At 66.1% G+C, this 17,737-nt stretch carries 14 protein-coding genes and 1 tRNA gene; 9 read left to right on the top strand and 6 right to left on the bottom strand.

Features of this window, described 5'->3' with window-relative positions; all coding sequences use genetic code 11:
* The first annotated feature begins 5 nt into the window (after positions 1 to 5).
* The 5 genes from HY699_24695 (at position 6) to HY699_24675 (ending at position 7,213) form a co-directional block, all read left to right on the top strand.
* Positions 6 to 1,286, top strand: coding sequence for an acyl-CoA/acyl-ACP dehydrogenase (locus HY699_24695; GenBank protein ID MBI4519002.1), 1,281 nt, complete (start codon positions 6 to 8; stop codon positions 1,284 to 1,286).
* 8 nt (positions 1,287 to 1,294) lie between these two features.
* A complete protein-coding gene (locus tag HY699_24690; protein MBI4519001.1) occupies positions 1,295 to 2,380 on the top strand; it encodes a MaoC family dehydratase N-terminal domain-containing protein in 1,086 nt (361 codons plus the stop codon).
* Between the two features lie 13 nt (positions 2,381 to 2,393).
* On the top strand, positions 2,394 to 4,103 hold the full coding sequence (locus HY699_24685) for an FAD-binding protein (protein MBI4519000.1): 1,710 nt from the start codon (positions 2,394 to 2,396) through the stop codon (positions 4,101 to 4,103).
* A 101-nt stretch (positions 4,104 to 4,204) separates the two neighbouring features.
* Entirely contained in the window at positions 4,205 to 6,781 is a 2,577-nt protein-coding gene (locus tag HY699_24680; GenBank protein ID MBI4518999.1) for a CoA transferase, read from the top strand.
* A 358-nt stretch (positions 6,782 to 7,139) separates the two neighbouring features.
* A tRNA-Met gene (locus HY699_24675) sits at positions 7,140 to 7,213 on the top strand.
* Positions 7,214 to 7,386: 173 nt separating this feature from the next.
* On the opposite strand, the gene smpB is transcribed toward HY699_24675, so the two are convergent.
* Both smpB and HY699_24665 read right to left on the bottom strand, forming a co-directional pair.
* Positions 7,387 to 7,845, bottom strand: a complete 459-nt coding sequence (gene smpB / locus HY699_24670; protein MBI4518998.1) for an SsrA-binding protein SmpB — start codon at positions 7,843 to 7,845, stop codon at positions 7,387 to 7,389.
* Positions 7,846 to 7,997: 152 nt separating this feature from the next.
* Positions 7,998 to 8,444 carry a hypothetical protein gene (locus HY699_24665; protein MBI4518997.1) on the bottom strand — a complete coding sequence of 149 codons (447 nt, stop codon included), beginning with the start codon at positions 8,442 to 8,444 and terminating at the stop codon, positions 7,998 to 8,000.
* Between the two features lie 94 nt (positions 8,445 to 8,538).
* Between HY699_24665 and HY699_24660 the strand changes: the two genes are divergently transcribed.
* Complete coding sequence (locus tag HY699_24660) at positions 8,539 to 10,995, top strand: hypothetical protein (protein ID MBI4518996.1); 2,457 nt, start codon at positions 8,539 to 8,541, stop codon at positions 10,993 to 10,995.
* Positions 10,996 to 11,040: 45 nt separating this feature from the next.
* Here the strand turns inward: HY699_24660 and HY699_24655 are convergent, their stop codons facing one another.
* From HY699_24655 to HY699_24640, 4 genes are all read right to left on the bottom strand, one after another.
* The gene (locus HY699_24655; GenBank protein ID MBI4518995.1) at positions 11,041 to 12,015 is read right to left on the bottom strand and encodes a hypothetical protein; all 975 of its coding nucleotides are present in this window, start codon (positions 12,013 to 12,015) and stop codon (positions 11,041 to 11,043) included.
* 85 nt (positions 12,016 to 12,100) lie between these two features.
* Positions 12,101 to 13,141, bottom strand: coding sequence for an NAD-dependent epimerase/dehydratase family protein (locus HY699_24650; GenBank protein ID MBI4518994.1), 1,041 nt, complete (start codon positions 13,139 to 13,141; stop codon positions 12,101 to 12,103).
* A gap of 367 nt (positions 13,142 to 13,508) precedes the next feature.
* On the bottom strand, positions 13,509 to 14,153 hold the full coding sequence (locus HY699_24645; GenBank protein MBI4518993.1) for a TetR/AcrR family transcriptional regulator: 645 nt from the start codon (positions 14,151 to 14,153) through the stop codon (positions 13,509 to 13,511).
* Between the two features lie 126 nt (positions 14,154 to 14,279).
* Positions 14,280 to 14,729, bottom strand: a complete 450-nt coding sequence (locus tag HY699_24640; protein ID MBI4518992.1) for a PIN domain-containing protein — start codon at positions 14,727 to 14,729, stop codon at positions 14,280 to 14,282.
* 383 nt (positions 14,730 to 15,112) lie between these two features.
* On the opposite strand from HY699_24640, the gene HY699_24635 reads away from it, so the two are divergent.
* Genes HY699_24635 through HY699_24625 form a run of 3 tightly spaced genes read left to right on the top strand, consistent with a single transcriptional unit; the run spans position 15,113 to position 17,488 of the window.
* A complete protein-coding gene (locus tag HY699_24635; protein MBI4518991.1) occupies positions 15,113 to 15,553 on the top strand; it encodes a type II secretion system protein in 441 nt (146 codons plus the stop codon).
* Positions 15,554 to 15,570: 17 nt separating this feature from the next.
* The gene (locus HY699_24630; protein ID MBI4518990.1) at positions 15,571 to 16,041 is read left to right on the top strand and encodes a hypothetical protein; all 471 of its coding nucleotides are present in this window, start codon (positions 15,571 to 15,573) and stop codon (positions 16,039 to 16,041) included.
* A gap of 43 nt (positions 16,042 to 16,084) precedes the next feature.
* The gene (locus tag HY699_24625) at positions 16,085 to 17,488 is read left to right on the top strand and encodes a hypothetical protein (protein ID MBI4518989.1); all 1,404 of its coding nucleotides are present in this window, start codon (positions 16,085 to 16,087) and stop codon (positions 17,486 to 17,488) included.
* Positions 17,489 to 17,737: the final 249 nt, after the last annotated feature.

Genomic DNA, 17,737 nt, shown 5'->3' with positions numbered 1-17,737 from the left:
AACAGATGGACCTCGATTTCAGCCAAGAACAAGACATGCTGCGGGAGACGGTGCAGCGGTTGTGCAGCGAGTCGGCCCCGCTGGCCGTGGTGCGCAAAATGGAAGATGACCCGAGCGGATTTTCCGAGCAGCTCTGGCGGCAGATGGGTGAGCTGGGCCTGATCGGCCTGACGCTGCCGGAAGAATACGGCGGCGCCGGGCAGTCGAGCGTCGAAGGTGCCATCCTGTACGAAGAACTCGGCCGCTCGTTGGCCCCCTGCCCGCACTTCGCCAGCGCGGTGATGAGCGGCGGCGCACTGGCGCTGGCCGGCAGCGACGCTCAGAAGCAGATGTGGCTGCCGCAAATCGCCTCGGGCGCGGCTGTCTTCACTCCGGCGTGGTTGGAGCCACAGCGCGGGTTCGGTCCGCAAGGTGTCCAGCTCTCCGCCGTTCGTGACGGCGAGCACTTGCGCTTGAACGGCAGCAAGCGGCATGTGGCCTGCGCCGCGGCCGCGACCCGCCTGCTGGTCTTGGCCCGCACCGGCAACGGCGAGCACGACGTCGACCTGCTGCTGGTTGATCCCAAATCGCCCGGGGTCGAAATCACGCAGCAGTACGCCTTGGCCGCGGACACGCAGTACAAAGTAGCCTTCAAGGACGTGCGCGTGCCGTTGGCCGATCGCATCGGCGCGGCGCAGTCGGGATGGTCGACATGGAACACGCTGATGCACGACGGCATCATCCTGCTGGCGGCACAGGCCATCGGCGGGGCGCAGCGAGCGTTGGAGATGACCGTCCAGTACGCCAAAGAGCGCGAGCAGTTCGACAAGCCGCTCGGCGCCTTCCAGGCCATTGCCCATTACTTGGCTGACGCCTCGGCCGCGGTCGACGGCGGCACCACTCTGGTTTACGAAGCCGCTTGGACCCGCGCGCTCGGACGGCCGGTCGACCGGCTGGCCCCGATGGCGAAACTGTTCGCCTGCCAGACGTTTCGCGACGTCACCGCGATGGCTCAGCAGGTTTACGGCGGTATGGGCTTCACCATCGAGTGCGATATCCAGTTGTACTTCCGCCGCGCTAAGCAGCTGCAACTGTCGTGGTGGGACACGCGCTACTTGGAAGAGCTGGTCGCCAGCGCTGTGCTCGACGCCGGCCAGCCGCCACGCCTGACCGAAGACGGCCGCAAGACCTTCAAGACCCCACCACAACCGGTTCGCGCCGTTCGCTCGCGCACCGAATTGGCGAAGGACCTCGCCGAGCACGCCAATCAGCGCGGCCGGTGTAAGACTTACGCTGAGATGCATTGAGGGCGGCCATGACCGGCGACACCGTACTGGACTACATCCCCGAGTACCTCTCCGAGGACGCCAAGCGCAAGCTGTGCGAGCTGGCGCAGGAGTCAGCGCCCGAGCCGGCGCCGCTCGCTGTCAACGAGTACCTCATCCGTCACTGGTGCGAGACGCTGGAGGACGGCAACCCGCTCTACCTCGACGCCGACTACGCCCGGGCCCAAGGATTTCGCAACGTGGTGGCACCGCCGGGCTCAGTGATGACCACCTTCGCCATGCACTTCCGCTGGCCGTGGCCGCCGGGCGAGCGCGAGCCGGTGCGGCACATTCACTACGACATCAAGGAAGCGTTGAATCTTCCCGTTGGCATCATCACGCAGATTGAGATGGAGAATCATGTCCCGTTACAGGTCGGCGATCGCGTCTCGGTCAGCCAGCGGCTGGTGTCGATTTCGCCGTGGAAGAAGGCGCGCGTCGGCGAAGGGCACTTCTGGGTCATGGACCGGCTCTACCGCAACCAGAAAGGCGAGCTGATCGTGCGCGAGCGCATGACCGCTTTCGGATACGGCCGCCAAGAAGGCGCGCCGCCGGTCGCCGGCAGCTCGCAGGGCGGCTGGAGCCCGGCGGTCGAAGAAGTCATCCAAGGCGACAAGACCGGGTACAAGGCCCGCGTCTTTCGCGACCGCTTCTGGGAAGAGGTGGAGGCGGGCGAGGAGCTGCCGAAGCTGGACATGCCGATCACTTTCACGCGCTGCATCTACCTGGCCTCGGCCACTCGCGACTTCTCGCCGCAACACTCCAACCGCGAGTACGCCCAGCAACGCTCGAAGACCAAGGACATCTTCGTCAATACCCCGTTCAACATGGGCATGATCAGCCGCTTCATGACCGATTGGGGCGGCCCGCGGAGCACCGTGCGGCGGATGAACATCGCCATGCGCGGCAACGTCTGCGCCGGCGACGGCATGATCATCACCGGCAAGGTGACCAAGAAGTACATCACCGACGGTGAGCACCGAGTCGATCTGGAAATCGTCATCGCCACCCAAGATGGCCCGGTAACGCCGTGCACCGCCACGCTGGCGTTGCCGAGCCGGGCACCGAACAACTGAGGGAGGTCGTCACATGAGCGCCGACACCGCCACGACAAACTGGGACCAGACCGTTGACCTCTTGATCGTCGGTTCGGGCGCCGGCGCCATGACGGCGGCGCTGACGGCCTACGATCGCGGCGCGGCGCCGCTGCTGATCGAGAAGAGCGACCGCTACGGCGGCAACTCGGCGATGTCGGGCGGCGGCTTGTGGGTGCCGTGCAATCCCCTGATGGACAGCGTCGGCATCAAGGACTCGTCCGCAGACGCCTGGGCGTATCTCAAGGCCACGGTCGGCGAGGCGGTGGCGGAAGACCGCCTGCGGGCCTACCTGGAACAGGCGCCGCAGTTGGTCAAGTACCTCACCGAGCACTCGCGGGTTAAGTTCGTGGCGTTGCCCGAGTACGCCGATTACTATCCCCACGCCCCGGGCTGGCGCCCCGGCGGCCGCTGCATCGAGCCGACCAATTTCGACGCCCGACTGCTCGGCGATGAGTTTCTCAACCTGCGCGAGCAGAACCCGCAAATGCTGATCATGAACCGCATCTTCATGACCGTGCTCGAAGCGCGCACCTTGCTGACGCGAGCGGCGGGCTGGATCGCGCTGACGATGAAGTTGATGGGCGGCTACTGGCTCGATCTGCCGTGGCGCTTCAAGTCGAAACGCGACCGTAACCTAGCGATGGGTAATGCACTTGTCGGCATGCTGCGCCGCTCGCTCATGGATCGCGGCATCCCGCTCTGGCTGCAGACGGCGGCGCGTGAACTGGTGGTCGAAAACGGCCGCGTGGTCGGCGTGGTTGCCGATAAGAACGGCCGGCGCATCCGTATTCGTGCCGACAAGGGCGTGGTGCTGGCCGCCGGCGGCTTCGAGCACCACCAGGCGATGCGCGAAAAATACCTGCCCAACCCGACGCGCACCGAGTGGTCCTGCGGCAACCACGCCAACACCGGTGACGCCATCAACCTCGGCCTGGCGGTGGGTGCGGCCCTCGATCTCATGGACGATGCCTGGTGGGGACCGGTCACGCTCGTGCCGGGCGAGTCGCACGCTCGCATCTTGGTAATCGAGAAGTCACTGCCTGGTAGCATCATGGTCAATAAGCGCGGCGAGCGCTTCGTCAACGAAGCCGCACCGTATATCGACGTCGTCAACGCGATGTACAAGAGCAACACCCCCGACACTCCCTGTGTGCCCGCCTACGTCGTCTTCGATGCCACCTTCCGCAAGAAGTACCCCTACGGCCCGATCCTGCAGGCCTCGCAGCAACCCGACTGGGCGCTGCCGAAGCCGCTGAAAGGCTATCTGAAGAAAGCCGACACCCTGGAGGGCCTGGCGGCGCAACTCGACCTCGACCCCGCCGGCCTGCGCGCTACCATCACCAAGTTCAACCAGTACGCGCGCAGCGGAACGGATCTCGACTTCCACCGCGGCGAAACGGTTTTCGATCGCTACTACGGCGACGAGAAGGTGAAGCCGAATGCTTGCCTGGCTGCCATCGCGACGCCGCCTTTCTACGGCATCGCCGCCTATCCGGGCGAGCTCGGCACCAAGGGCGGCTTGAAGGCCGACGCCCGCGCGCGCGTGCTGACGGAAGCCGGACAACCGATTCCCGGCCTCTATGCCGTTGGCAACTGCTCGGCCGCGACCATGGGCCACAGCTACCCCGGCGCCGGTGCCACCATCGGCCCGGCGATGACCTTCGGCTACATCGCCGCGCGCGATGCGGTCGGCGCCGCCTGAGGTCGCCGCTGCGCTGCTCACCTCACAACACGTGAATGGGCCGGCCTCGCAAGCAAGGCTGCGCGGAGTCAGCCCGAAACCGTGTGAGTGCTGTTACCGGCATGCGCGTTACAACTCCATCCGCCCTCAGCGGCCGCCGGGTCCTGGAGCTCGCCGGTGAATCCGGCGCTTACTGCGGCAAGCTGCTGGCTGAGATGGGCGCGGATGTCATCAAGATCGAGCCGCCCGGCGGTGATGCTGCCCGCAACCTCCCGCCCTTCTGGCACGACCAGCCCGATCCGAACCGCGGCCTGTCGTTCTTGTACCTCAACAGCAGCAAGCGGAGCATCACTCTTGACCTCGATCATCCCGAAGGCCAGGCACTGTTCAAACAGCTCGCTCGCACAGGCGATATCGTCATTGAAACGTTCCCGCCCGGTTATCTGGACGGCTTGGGCCTGGGCTACGGGAAGTTAAAGGTACTCAACCCGCGCTTGGTGCTCACCTCGATCACGGGTTTCGGACAGACCGGGCCGTACAAGGACTTTCACTCCGCCGATCTGGTCGCCGCTGCCTTGGGCGGCGCCTTGCACGTCACCGGCGAAGCTGACGACCCACCGGTGACACTTGCCGGATCGCAGGCGGACATGATGGCCTCGACCTATGCGGCGGTGAGCAGTCTGATCGCGCTCCACCACAGCACGCGGACGGGGATCGGGCAGCACGTCGACATTTCAGCGGAAGAGGTCACCGCCTCGGTCACCCACGTCTGCGGCGCCGGCAAGTGGCTTGACGACCAGATAATTGCTCGGCGTCGGGGGCCGGGGTTGTTCGCGGCGGTGCCGTCGGGTGCCTATTCCTGCCGCGACGGTGCGGTTTACCTCATCGTCAACCGCCCGGCGCACTGGCGCGCGTTGGCGCAGTGGATTTTTGAAGTGACCGGCAACCGGGCCGTGCTCGACCCGATCTTCGACGGCCAGGCGTTCCACCGCTACGACTCGCGCGACCTGTTGGATCACTACATCGCCGAGTTGACCGCTCATTTCACGGTCGCCGAGTTCTACCACCAGGGGCAGCGCCGGCACCTCGCGGTCACGCCGGTCAACCGCGCCGCGGCGGTGGTGCATGATGCTCAGCTCGCCGCCCGCGAGTACTTCGTCAGCGTCGATCATGGCGGCGGCCGCATGCTGCGCTATCCGGGGGCACCGTATCGCCACGCCGAAACGCCATGGCGCATTACGCGCCCGGCCCCGCGGCTCGGCGAGCACAACGAGGAGATCTACTGCGGCGAGCTGGGGCTGTCTGAGGAAACGCTGCGTACCCTCGTGAACGCCGGCGTCGTCCCGAAAGGCGTCGCCCCTGTCACCCAACGGAGGTCGCTTCCTTCGAAAGAAGGGGGCCAGGGGGGATTTGCGCTGGTGGAAGAAATCTCCGGCGATCCCCCTTTTCGGGAGGGGGAAGCTGTTGCCTCTGCAGTAGCGGCCCTCGCTGGCCTGCGCGTCGTCGAGTTCACCGCCGGCATGGCCGGCCCGTGGATCGGGCGGCACTTGGCCTACTGCGGCGCCGAGGTCATCAAGGTGGAATCGCAGAAGCGGCCGGATGTCACCCGCGCCTACATACCGCCGTGGGCGCCGGAGATGGGTATTCAGACGCAGCTCTCGCCGTGGTTCACCGACTGGAACGCCGGCAAGCGCTTTGTGACACTCGATCTCACGCAACCGCAGGCGGTCGATCTGGCCAAACGTCTGGTGGCAAGCTGCGACGTCGTGGTGGAGAACTACAGCACCGGCGTGATGGACAAGCTGGGGCTGGGATACCAAGAACTCAGACGAGTGAAGCCCGACCTCATCATGCTCAGCTCGTCCGGCTTTGGCGACAGCGGACCCTGCCGCTCGTACATCACCTGGGGGCCGAACATCGAAGCCGTCTCCGGCCTCGGCCTGGTCTCGGGCTTGCCCGAGCGTCCGTGCACCATCACGCAGTACGCCTATCCCGATACGGTGAGCGCGCTGCACGGGTTGTTTGCGGTGCTATGTGCACTTGAGTATCGGCGCCGTAGCGCTCGAGGCCAGAACATCAACCTCTCGCAGTTCGAGGCCACGGTAAGCGTTGCCGGCCACGTGCTCATGGAGTATCTCGCCAATGGCCGCGAGCCGGAGCGGCTGGGCAATCGCTCTCGCCACGCCGCACCGCACGGTTGCTACCGCTGCCGGGGCGATGACCGCTGGTGTGCCATCGCCGTGTCCAGCCAGGCGCAGTGGCAGCGCTTCGCTCGCGCTATGGGTGACCCGGCGTGGGCGGCGGACGCGCGCTTCGCCACCTTCGCCGCTCGACTCGAACATGCCGCCGAGCTGGATCGGCTGATCGAGGAGTGGACCGCCGGCCGCGATGCCTACGATGTCATGAGCAGGTTGCAGGCTGCCGGCGTCGCCGCCGGTGTGGTGCAGAACATCGAGGATCAGTTCCGCCGCGACCGCCAGCTGGCCGCCCGGGGTTTTTTCGAGGAAATCGCCCACGCGAAGAAGGGGACGGTTGTGGCCAACGGCATTCCGCTCGGTCTCACCGGCACTCCCGGCCGCAGCGGCCAAACCGGCGCGGCGCTAGGGCAGGACAACGACTATGTCTTCGGCGAGTTGCTCGGCCTGACGCCGGACGAGATACAAGCCTACGTCGAAGCCGGCGCAATCGAACGGGAATGATGCGCCACAAGGGATTCGACGGATTGAGCTCAGGGCGCGACGTTGGTGGCGAGCTTGCTATAGGTCGCGGCGCGCTCAGCGCCATTTCGGGGCGCGGCTTCGGCGCAGGTCCGGAGGGTTTTCAGCAGCACGCGGAGACGCAAGAGTAGCATTTGCGTTGCACCAGTACTGTCTCGCGCTGTGTTCGCGGAGCCACACGCAACGGGCACAATCATGGGGAGGGGACGTTCAACTGGGACGCAATCCGCGGCCGAATGTCGCGCCCGGGCTTGCCAAGAGGCGGGCTTGCCCGGTAAGTTGGTGGCGGTTCTCGGCGCCCGCCGGTGGCGACGGCCGCAAGCGCCAGGATCTCAAGTTTGGCGGCGTAGCTCAGTTGGCTAGAGCGAGGGTCTCATAATCCCTAGGTCCGCAGTTCGATTCTGCGCGCCGCCACTTTCTTCCGGTTCAAGGTCGGGCGCTTCCGCATCGCAGTTGACGACGGCCCGCGCCGCGTCTTCCTCGGTGGCTGTGGTCGTGGCTGTTGGTTGGTCATTCAGGCGCGGAACGGCGTCGAGCTGGTGCGAGTTATTGGCCCCGACCCCGACGAAGGCTGGTGAGGCCAGCCCTCATTGCTTCATCGCCCGGTCGACCTCACGGCGGGTCTCGCGTTCTTTGATCGACTCGCGCTTGTCGTACTGCTTCTTGCCGCGGCCGAGCCCCAGCTCCACTTTGGCGCGGCCGTTCTTGAAGTACAGCCGCAACGGCACCAAGGTCAGCCCCCGCTCCTTGGTTTTGCCCGTGAGCCGGTCGATCTCACGCGCGTGCAACAGCAGCTTGCGCCGCCGGGTCGGCTCATGCCCGAATTGGGCCGAGGGATTGTATTCGCTGATGTGCGCATTCACCAGCCAGGCTTCGCCGCGCTCGATGCGGGCGTAGCTGTCTTTCAAATTGGCTTTGCCAGCTCGCAGTGACTTCACTTCGCTCCCGGTGAGTACGAGGCCGGCTTCGCAGCTCTCCTCGATGAAGTAATCGTGCCGGGCCTTGCGGTTGACGGCGATGATCTTCTCGCCCTCGCTCTGCTGCACTCGTGCCATCGTCGCACAACCTAGCAGAAACTCGCACGACACTCACCGCGGTTCGACAGGTGCGAGCGCAGCGTGCTAACCTGCGTACCCGTGACCAACCCCCGACGGTCGATTCTGGTCGTTCTGGCGGTTATGACCGCGGCGACCGCGAGTCAGGCGGCCACAGGCCTCCAGCCTGTGGCTCGTGGCTCCGAGTCCCCACTGGTCACCCCCACGAACACTCTGTCGTCTCGGTTAAACACCAGCACGCCAACGTTGACGCCGACGAACACTCTGCCCCCGCGGTTCACCAGCACGCCAACGTTGACGCCGACGAACACTCTGCCCCCGCGGCTCACTAGCACGCCGACATGGACGCCGACGAGCACTCTGCCGCCGCGGCTCACCAGCACGCCGACCTCGACGCCCACGACCCCTGCGCCCACCCGGCCGCCAACTTCGACCCGCACCTTTACCCCGAGCGTCACCCGCCCGAACGAGCCAACCGCCACGCCCACCGCCTCGCTGACGGTCACGGTAACCCGGACATCGACGCCGTCTTCCACCAAGACCGCGACCAGGACGGCAACGCGCACCCGCACGCGCACGCGCACCGCCACGCCCGCCGGCACCGCCACGCCGGTCGACGACCTGGTCGCCAGCGCTCTCGAAGTCACTCAGAGTGTACAAAACCTCAACAACACCGTGCGCTTGGTGGCGGGTAAGCGCACCTTCGTACGCTTGCATGTGCGCTCGACCAAGAACGTGGTTACAGCCGCCGCCCGCATCGTGGTCGAGTACGGGGTCATCTCGAAGGGCGTGCTGCCGATCAACAAGACCGCTCCGGCGGCCCATATCAAGGTTCGGCCCTACCCCGATCGCAGCGTGCTTGATCATGCTTTTCTGTTCGAATTGCCGAGCTTCTTCACCTCGGGGACCGTCAAGATCACGGCCCGGGTGAATCCGGGGTTCGTGGTGCCCGAGACCAACTACGCCAACAACGACATCACGACCACCGTGAAGTTTGAGTCGGTGCCGGGGCCCAGCCTGGTGATGTACGCCCTCACCTACAAATCCGGGGACTACATCTATCCGGTTCCCGGCAATGACGTGAAGCTGATGCTGAAGTGGATCGCCTCGGCGTTCCCGGTCAACGACATCGAGTTCTGGATCCGGCAGCACGGTTTCAGCAAGCATCCATCCTCGTGCAAGAAGGTCAACGCCTTCCTGAAGGCCGAGAGGAATTGGGACCTGGCGCACGGCAAGGATAACGTCCCCGGCTGGGCGCGTTACTACGGCATGGTGCCCGACGGCGGCGGGTTCATGCGTGGCTGTTCAGGAACCATGCCTTCCTCCGTCGCATCGGGGCCCACGGGCTCGGACAGCAGGGGCTGGGACTTCGATGGCAGCTACGGGGACTGGTACGGCGGCCACGAACTGGCTCACGCCTTTGGGCGCTATCACGCTCAGTACTGCGGCGCCAAGGACGGCAAGTCGTACCCCTATTCGCAAGGCCGCATCAGCAAGACGTTGTCGGGCCCGACCGCGCTCTATGGCTTCAACGCCGCGCGGCTGCAGGTCTATGGGCCCGACTGGCGCGACGTGATGACCTACTGCCCGTACCAGTGGATCAGCGACTTCACCCACCACGGCCTGATGAACTACCTGCAGAAGTGCATGCTCGTCGACTACAAGTTCCCCGACTGGATGAGGGAGGCCGCATGCTCGGCCGGGCTGCAAGCCGGGGCGGCAGCCAGCGCCGGTGACCGTCTGCTGGTGGTGGGGAGCATCGATCCGGCCACGAACGAGGTCGAGTTGGAGCCACTGTTTGTGATTCCGGTCGACGGCGAGGTCCCGGGCCCGATTGCGGGCGACTACGCCATCGTGTTGCGCGACGCCGACGGAGCGGTCCTGGCGCGGTATCCGTTCACGCCGTCCACCGGCGCTGCCGGCCGCGGTAGTGCGGCACCGGATGAAACTGAGCGTGACGTTGAGGTTCTGTTCATCGACGAAATGGTGCCCTTTGTCGAGGGCACGGTTCGGGTCGATATCGAGGGTCCCGGCGGGGCATTGCTGACCACTGTCCAGGCGGGAGCGGCCGCGCCGCAGGTGACGGTGCAATCGCCCAACGGCGGCGAGGTCTTCACCGGCGCGACGGTTCCGGTCAGCTGGTCGGCCAGCGATGAAGACGGTGACCCGCTGGTCTTCCACGTCGAGTACAGCCGCGACAACGGCACCAGCTGGCAGTCGGTCGCTCGCGGCCTGACTGAAACCAGCATCGAGCTGGACGCGAGCACGATCCCCGGCGGGGCGCAGGCGCTGATCCGAGTATGGGCGAGCGACGGCATTCATACGGCAAGCGACGTCTCCGATGCGCCTTTCACCGTCCCCAACCACCTGCCGCAAGTGGCCATCGTCGCGCCCGCCAACGGGGCCGTCTTCGGTGCAGAGCAGACCGTGGCGTTCGAGGCCGACGGTTACGACGTCGAGGTCGGAGCGCTGAGCGGCGCGCGGATGTTGTGGCGCTCGGATCGCGATGGCGTGCTCGGCAACGGGCGCACGCTGAGTGCGGCCGAGCTCAGCGTCGGCGTGCACACGGTCACAGCAGAAGCCAACGACGGCGAAGGCGGCGTGGCCAGCGCCGCGATCGAGATTGAGATCGTGGCCGACCCGGCCGAGGTGCCGCCGCCGCCCGATGAGTTGAAGGTCGAGCCCCTGCTGCTCAGCCTTGAACCCAGCGCGGGCCGCAGCAACGCGCGGCTGTTTGTCGATAACCCCGCCGGCAATCCACTGCGCTGGCGCGCCTCAGCCAGCGAGCGGTGGGTGCAACTGAGCCATGCCGAGGGACTGACACCGAATGAGATTACCGTCGGCATCGTCGACGACGCCGGCCTCGCTGGCGGCGACCACGCCGCCAGTATCACCGTCACCGATGACGTATCCGGGAACATGGTCGTGATTCCGCTCGCGGCCAGCATCGGACCCGGTTGCACCGGCGATTGCGACGGCGACGGCAACGTCACCGTCGATGAACTCGTCACCGGCGTCAACATCGCGCTCGGCACGTTCAGCGATGAGCCTTGTCCGGTGTTCGACGCCAACCTGGACGGCGAGGTGACCGTTGACGAGCTGGTGATGGCAGTGAACAACGCCCTCAACGGTTGTGGTTGATCAGCAGCCGCAACGCTGGCGCGGCCGGCGTCCGGTTGTCCCTGATTACGCTTTGGGCGGCTGCTCGCCCAGGCCGTTCTCGACGATCTGCACGATCTCGTCGGGCGAGAAGCCCATGCGGCTGAGGTTGAGCAGCTCGTCACAGACGCCGACGCCGAAGAGGGTGAAGTCGTCCGAGTTCACGGTGATCTTGACACCCTGCGCAAACAGCTGGCGCGCGGGGTGATTCTCCAGCGTATCGCAGACACCGAGGGCGACGTTGCTGGTGGGGCACAAGTGCAGCAGCGTGCCGCGCTCGGCGAGCAGCTGCGTCACCTCCGGGCTCTCGGCCGCGCGCACACCGTGCTGCACGGCGTGCAGATTGAGCTTCTCGACGCTCTCGCGCACCCGCTTCGGCCCGCACAGCTCGCCCGCGTGCGCCTTCAGCTTGAGGCCGCGGGCTTCGGCGAGGCGGTAGAGCGGAACGAAGTCCTCGACCTCACCGTAGGACTCGTCGTCGTAGAGATCGATGCCGCGGCAGACGCCCGTCGCGATCCACGCCCGCAGGCGCGGCTCGGCGGCGTCCGCCGGCAGCTTGCGGTTTATCCCCACTTCCGGGGCAATCGTGATGCGGCCGGCTACGCGTTCGATCTCGGCCGCCAGCACGGCCGCGAACTCCTCGACTTCGACGCCGATCAAGTCGGGCACCAGCAGATCGAAGCTCATCTCGGCGTACACCACGCCCTCGTCCGCCAGCCGATCGAAGGCGGCACGCATCACCGCTTGCACCGCACCACGGCCGGTGAGCGCCGGTAGGAGATTGGCGGTGATGTAGCTGATGAAGGCGCTGAAATCAGCGAACGCAGCCGGTGGCGGTGGTAGCGGATGCCCCAACAGGCGCTCGTAAACCGACAGCGGCGCCGACAGCAGGCCGTGACAGTGCAGGTCGGTTTTCGGCACCCGGGCGAGTATGCGGGCGTCATGCCCGGCCAGCGCGTGCTTGAGCACGGCCTGCCAATGCTCGCCGGCCGCGGCGTTCATCCCTGCCCCAGATGGGTGCCGAAGCCGGACGTGGCCCGCGGCGGCAAATACCAGCTGGCCGAGCAGGCAAGCGGAAGCGCTGGGTTCATGCGGTCGGCGGCACTGGGGTTACGGTGGAGCTGCCGGGCGCGGATTGTGTTCGTAGCCAGGCGACGGTGCGGGCCAAACCCTCCTCGAAGCCGACGGCGGGAACAAAACCGAGCTGCCGGCGGGCACGCGCCATCGAGAAGCCCTGGCGGGTGCCGAGCAACTCGACGGCGGTGCGCGTGAGCAGCGGGCGCCGTTGCTGGCGCCGGGCGCGCGCGCCCCATTCCATCAGCGTTGCCAGCGCGTACGCCAGCGAGCGCGGCAACGAGCGCTGCGGAAGCGGCAGGTCGAGGCCGCGGCACAGCGCCGTGAAGTACTCACGCCAAGTGTGCCCGTCATCGTCGACGCTATGAAACGTTGCGCCCACAGCCGCCGGCTGATCCAGCGCCATCAGAATGAGGGCGACGACGTTGTCGACGTACACCAAACCGGCATTGACGCGGCCGCCGCGGATCAGCGGCGCGCCACTCTTGATCGCCGCCACCAGCTCGCTGCCGAAGCTGATCGAGCGCGGGCCGTAAATGTTTCCCGGACGAATGACGGTGACCGGCAGCCCGGCGCGCTGCGCCGCTTGTGCGTGCCGTTCGCCGGCGATCTTGGTCGAGTTGTAGGGAAAACCGCGGTCGCGCCACGGCGTTGCTTCATCGAGGCCGTCGCAATCGGGATAACCGTAGACGTCGGCGGTGCTGATGTGGACGAAGCGAGCGAGCGCTTGGTCCCGGCACGCTTCGAGCAGTCGCGCCACGCCGTGGTCGTTGGCCTCACGAAAGGCCTGCCAGGGTCCCCAGTCGGCAGCCAAGGCGGCACAATGGACCACGGCGCGGCAGCCGCGCACCGCCGCCGCCAGCGCCGCTGCCGAGCTGAGATCGCCGGCGACGCATTGGGCACCGCGCCCCACCAGCCAGGCTGCCGCTTCGGGACGTCGCGCCAGCAGGCGCACCGCCTCGCCACGGGCGAGCAAAGCCTCCGCTACGTGACTGCCAAGAAACCCCGTAGCTCCAGTTACCAAGATCACCGGGCTGTTGTAGCGCTCGTCCACTATTCCCGCCAGAGCGGGCAGGGGCGGTGCTGCAAGGACCGGGGCCGTATGTCGAGTTCAAGTGTTGCGCCGAGGGTTTCCTCGCCGGCGAAGTGATCGTGTCGGTGCAAGACGGCACTCAGCCCGAGAGGGTTGCTGAAATAGCCGCCAGCGTTGCCGCGGCGGTTCGCGAGCAACTGCAGTATTCGTGGCGCGCCTACTATACAGCCGGGCAGGAGCTGGCGACCGTCGCGCGGCTGCGCGAATCCGGAGGTTACGGGGGCGTCGACCAACATGGTGTTCTGCATTCCAGAGCAAACACCGTGTCGCTGCTGCCCGCCGGGTTTCATGCGTCCCGGGCTGGCGCCCTGCTGAGGGCGGTTGCGACTCAGAGCGGCGCGCCGGTAGATCTAACGGCGCGCCGATTACGCGCGTCGTTGCCGTTCTTGGTCTGCGGCCCCATCAGCCGATAGAGGGCTTTTTCGAGAAAGCGGCGCTGCGTCGCAATCACACGAGGTGCGGTCACATCACCTGAGCGCCCGGCCACGGTCTGCCACAGGGCGGCGTTGGTAAAATACCCGAAGATCATGCCGAATAGGCCGACGCCGAGATAGGGCACCTCCTCGGGCTCCCAGCCGGCGGCACCGGCAGTCTCGCGCATCACCGCCATGCCCTCGCGGTAGATCGGCGTCATCCAGCGCAGGATGAGCTTCTTGACGGTGCCAGCTTCCTCGAGCAAGGCGCGCTGGAGCAGGCGGGCGAGGTGCGGGTGCGCGGCCAGATGGGTTACCAGCCGGTCGACGTTGCTGCGCATCTGCTCGATTCGCAGCGTGCCCGGGTGCCAGGCCTCGACCACCCCCTCCATGACCGGCCGCAGGCCGCGTTCGATCACCGCCTCGTAGAGCGCCTGCTTGCTGGCGAAATGATTGTATAGGCTGGGCGCCGTCAGGTTCATCTCACGGGCCAGATCACGCAACGCCACGCCGTCGACGCCACGCTGGGCAAACAACCGTTCGGCGGTGTCTAGGATCACCTCACGGGTCGGCGAGATCGGCTCACGTGCCCGCGCACGTTTCGGACGGACCTTGGCGGTGTGGGCGGCCACAGCCGTGTTAGCTAGGAAACCAACGCCCGTTAGTCAAGAACCGGCTGCTCGACCCTACGGGCGCCAGAGCGAGAACCCGGCCGCCTCGAAGTCGTGATCAAACCCCATGGCGGTGGTGCAGCGGTTGGCCTCCATCACGGCGAAGCTCATTGCATCGGTGTAGGTCAGGCGTTGGTCCGGAAACCTGGCCAGCCACTGCCGCGCCTTACGATGGTGAGCAGCCGTGGTGAATTCGACCGACAGCAGGGGGCTGGCGTTGATGCGATCGAGTACCAGGGACGCGGGCTGGCTGCCCATGTGAAAAAGGATGAAGCGGTGCACCTCGGCCACTATCAGGTTGGTGGTGAATAGGCGCGTGTGCTGCCGGATCGCCAGCCGAAACAGCCGATCGGCTGCCTCGTGGTGCTGGTCCTTGGCTCGCACCAGGGCAATCCAGGCCCCGCTATCGACGAGCGCCCGAACGGGGGCGTCCCCGCCGTCCGTAGTGAGCAATCGGCTCGGCAACGAACGTCTCCTGCAGATAGCGGTCGAATTGTTCGCTTCAATCCGGCGGTAGGTCGTCGTGCACTATGCCGCTCAACTCAAGCACCGGGTCGGCTTCCTTCGGTGCACGCGTTAGGGCGCGGATCGCCGCCCGGATCGCCTGCGACTTGGTCCAGCCGCGTTCCCAAGCCCGATCCCGTACACCCGGCTGCCGAGCCAGCACCAAGAGAGTGCAGCCCGAAGCCGTTCGGCCAGCTCACCGGCGTCACCGCGTTGGCGTTTTCGCAGAGAGCGTCACTGGCTAGCCGGCGACGAATCCTACCGGTGATAATGCGCTTAGCGGTGGTTGCAGCCGCCGGCCCGCGCCGATCGTGGCATTGCGCGTGCTCCGGCTGGGAGGTCGCATGAGCAACTATATGCGGCGAATTGCCTCTGTCTTCCCGATCCGGCTGCGGGCGCAGCTTCGTGGGTCCGCGCGCGGCTACTCGCTGATCGAGTTATTGGTTGCCACCGCCATCGTGATGATCTTGGCGCGCTTGGCGGTACCAGTCTGGACGTTGATTCGCCAACGCGGGTTTGACCGCGCGGCCCTCAGTGACGTGGTCAATGCCGGCAAAGCTCTCGAAGCGGTGGACGGCACGTTGACGTTTTCCCGCACCGTGGTCGGCCCGGCGGCAATTCCAAACCTGCCGGGGCCACGAGTGTCCAAAGGCGCCACGCTGCTGGTCCAGCGCACCAAGGTTGGGGCTAAGTACAATTGGTACGTGCGCGGTAAGCACGGCAAAGGCACCATCACGTACTACTTCCAGAATGGCGCACTGACCGCGAGCAAGGGCAAACTCTGAAATCGAAGGATGTACTCGTGGCCTCCACTCCTTCACGCCAAGAGTTGCAGCGCATGGCCCTCGAGTTCGCCGGGGCGATTAAGGAAGATCCGGGCGTTCCCGTCGATGTCGTTGCGGCTACGGGCAGTCACCGCGGCTTGCATTGGGCGCTGGCCGGCCTGGTGGCGCTGGTCGTCGCGGGTCTGGAGGTCGGCATCATCTATTACCTAGGTGAGGATACAGTTGCGGCGGAACCCAGCGCCGCGGTGAAGGCGGTTTACGATGCCGACCCGTGTGCGCAGCGGATGGCGCTGGTCACGGCGGCGCTGGCTGCGTACATTGAGAAGACCGGCGAGGCACCGCTATCGCTGTGGCAGATGCGCCCAGGCTATCTGGCAGTACCGCCGGTAGATCCGCTATCCGGGAAGCCGTACGAGTATATTCGCGACGGTTCGGGGGCCGCGGTTTCATGCCCGGATCCCGACCATCATCCCGTTGCCGGCGGGTAACGGTTCCAGACCGGTTATAGATCGGCTACACTTCGCTGCCACTATGAGCGGCGGTGCGGGTCAAGCGGGCACATGGTGGCAGCGGCAGCGAGTGTTGCCCGTTCTTCATGTGGCCCTGTTCGGTGCCGTGCTGATCGCCTCATATCTGCACGCCGATTGGACGAGCAACGATTTCGAGCGCTTCGATGATCTCAGGCTAACGGTTCTGTTCCTGGTTCTGTTCCTGGGATTGAGTGCCGCGCACTTGGCGCTCTACATCGGCCCGGTGGCGCTGTCGCGCGGCTGCGCCTTCACGGTCGTGCTGCTGGGCGCGGGCATGCTGTTCGCCAGCTTTCCGGTCGGTTCGCGCGACGTCTTCGCGTACGCGTTCTTCTCGAAAATCTGGGCCTACTATCACGCCAACCCGTTCATTGTGGCGGGCACGCAGTTCCCGGCCGACTCGTGGCAGCCCTACCTGGGGCGAGCCCTAGCGCGGCCGGTGGCGGCTTACGGGCCGTTGTTCATGTGGCAGAGCTGGCCGGTGGGGATCATCGCCGGCGAGCGGCTGTGGGTTGCAGTGTGGCTACATAAGGCCTGGGCCGGCCTAGCGCTGCTTGGCAGCCTCGGCATTGCCGCGGCGTTGCTGCGGCGGAGTCAGCCCGCCGCGCCTGCCGGCGGCGCGTGGCTGTTGCTGGCCTGGAACCCCGCGCTGCTGTTCGAGGCGGCCGGCGCGGCGCACAACGACATCGGCATGGTGTTGCTGTTGCTTGCCGCCCTGTGGTGTTGGCAGCGCGAGCGTGGCTCTGCGGCGCTGGCCTGTTTGGCGCTGTCGTTCTGGTACAAGTGGTACAGCGTGCTCTTCGTTCCGGCGTTCTTGCTCGCAACTACTAGGGCAGCGGGGGTGCGCGCGGCGGCGCGCCAGGCGGCGTTTGGCGCGCTGGTGACGGCCGCCCTCGGATGGCTACTGCTCAAGCCGCTGGCGGGCGCGTTGCCAATGATCGCCCGCCAACTACTCCATCCGGAAAAGCTCAGCGGCATCTTCCCGGCCGAGCTGTCACCACCGCTAGCGTTGCTGTTCTGGGCGATGCGTGCGGCCGGCGGCTTCGACAGCGATTGGGGGTTTCGCCTGTTCGATGTCGGCCGCTTCGGGCTCAGCGCGGCGCTACTGCTAGCCATCGGCGCCCGCCAGTGGCGGGCCGCGCCGTCGCTGGCGGCGCTGGCGGAAAGCTGCTGTCTGATCGGCTTGGTCTTCTGCTCACTGATGGTGACGCAACTGTGGCCTTGGCACCTGCTGCCGGTGATCACCTTGGCGCTGGTGTGCGGGCGCGAGCCCTTTACCTTGGTCGCGGTGGTGCTGACAGTCCTCGCCCTGCTGAGCTACGCGCTCACCTTCGCCATCGCCGCGCTTACGCTCGGCGGGGTGGCCGGGAGTCTGTGGCTGCTGCGGCGCTGGCGGCCGGCCACCTGAGTCAGAAACGATAACCTCTGCCGGCAAGTGCGCCAGAGCTATTGCCGGCGCCGGCGCTGTCCGCACTTTGAGTCGCTCCGGCAGAAAGGGAAGACACGGGTGCGCGACAAATTTGTGGGTAACGTGGTTCGGTGTTATGGCCGTCATTCCCGCGAAAGCGGGAATCCAGTTTGGCGTTTGGCGCTGTGGACAAGCAGTTCTGCGTTTACATCCTAGCCAGCAAACGGAACGGCACGCTGTACCTTGGGG

The sequence above is a fragment of the Deltaproteobacteria bacterium genome (genome assembly GCA_016210005.1).
Taxonomy (GTDB): Bacteria; Desulfobacterota; Binatia; order HRBIN30; family JACQVA1; genus JACQVA1.
The sequence above is the reverse complement of the archived record's forward strand: the minus strand, read 5'-3'. Positions and strand labels throughout refer to the sequence as shown.

What these genes read in the sequence shown, in the direction of transcription:
- HY699_24680 (MBI4518999.1), top strand. Translation starts at nt 4,205, where the DNA reads ATGCGCGTTACAACTCCATCCGCCCTCAGCGGCCGCCGGGTCCTGGAG.
- HY699_24635 (MBI4518991.1), top strand. Translation starts at nt 15,113, where the DNA reads ATGAGCAACTATATGCGGCGAATTGCCTCTGTCTTCCCGATCCGGCTG.
- HY699_24625 (MBI4518989.1), top strand. Translation starts at nt 16,085, where the DNA reads ATGAGCGGCGGTGCGGGTCAAGCGGGCACATGGTGGCAGCGGCAGCGA.
- HY699_24695 (MBI4519002.1), top strand. Translation starts at nt 6, where the DNA reads ATGGACCTCGATTTCAGCCAAGAACAAGACATGCTGCGGGAGACGGTG.
- HY699_24690 (MBI4519001.1), top strand. Translation starts at nt 1,295, where the DNA reads ATGACCGGCGACACCGTACTGGACTACATCCCCGAGTACCTCTCCGAG.
- HY699_24655 (MBI4518995.1), bottom strand. Translation starts at nt 12,015, where the DNA reads ATGAACGCCGCGGCCGGCGAGCATTGGCAGGCCGTGCTCAAGCACGCG.
- HY699_24685 (MBI4519000.1), top strand. Translation starts at nt 2,394, where the DNA reads ATGAGCGCCGACACCGCCACGACAAACTGGGACCAGACCGTTGACCTC.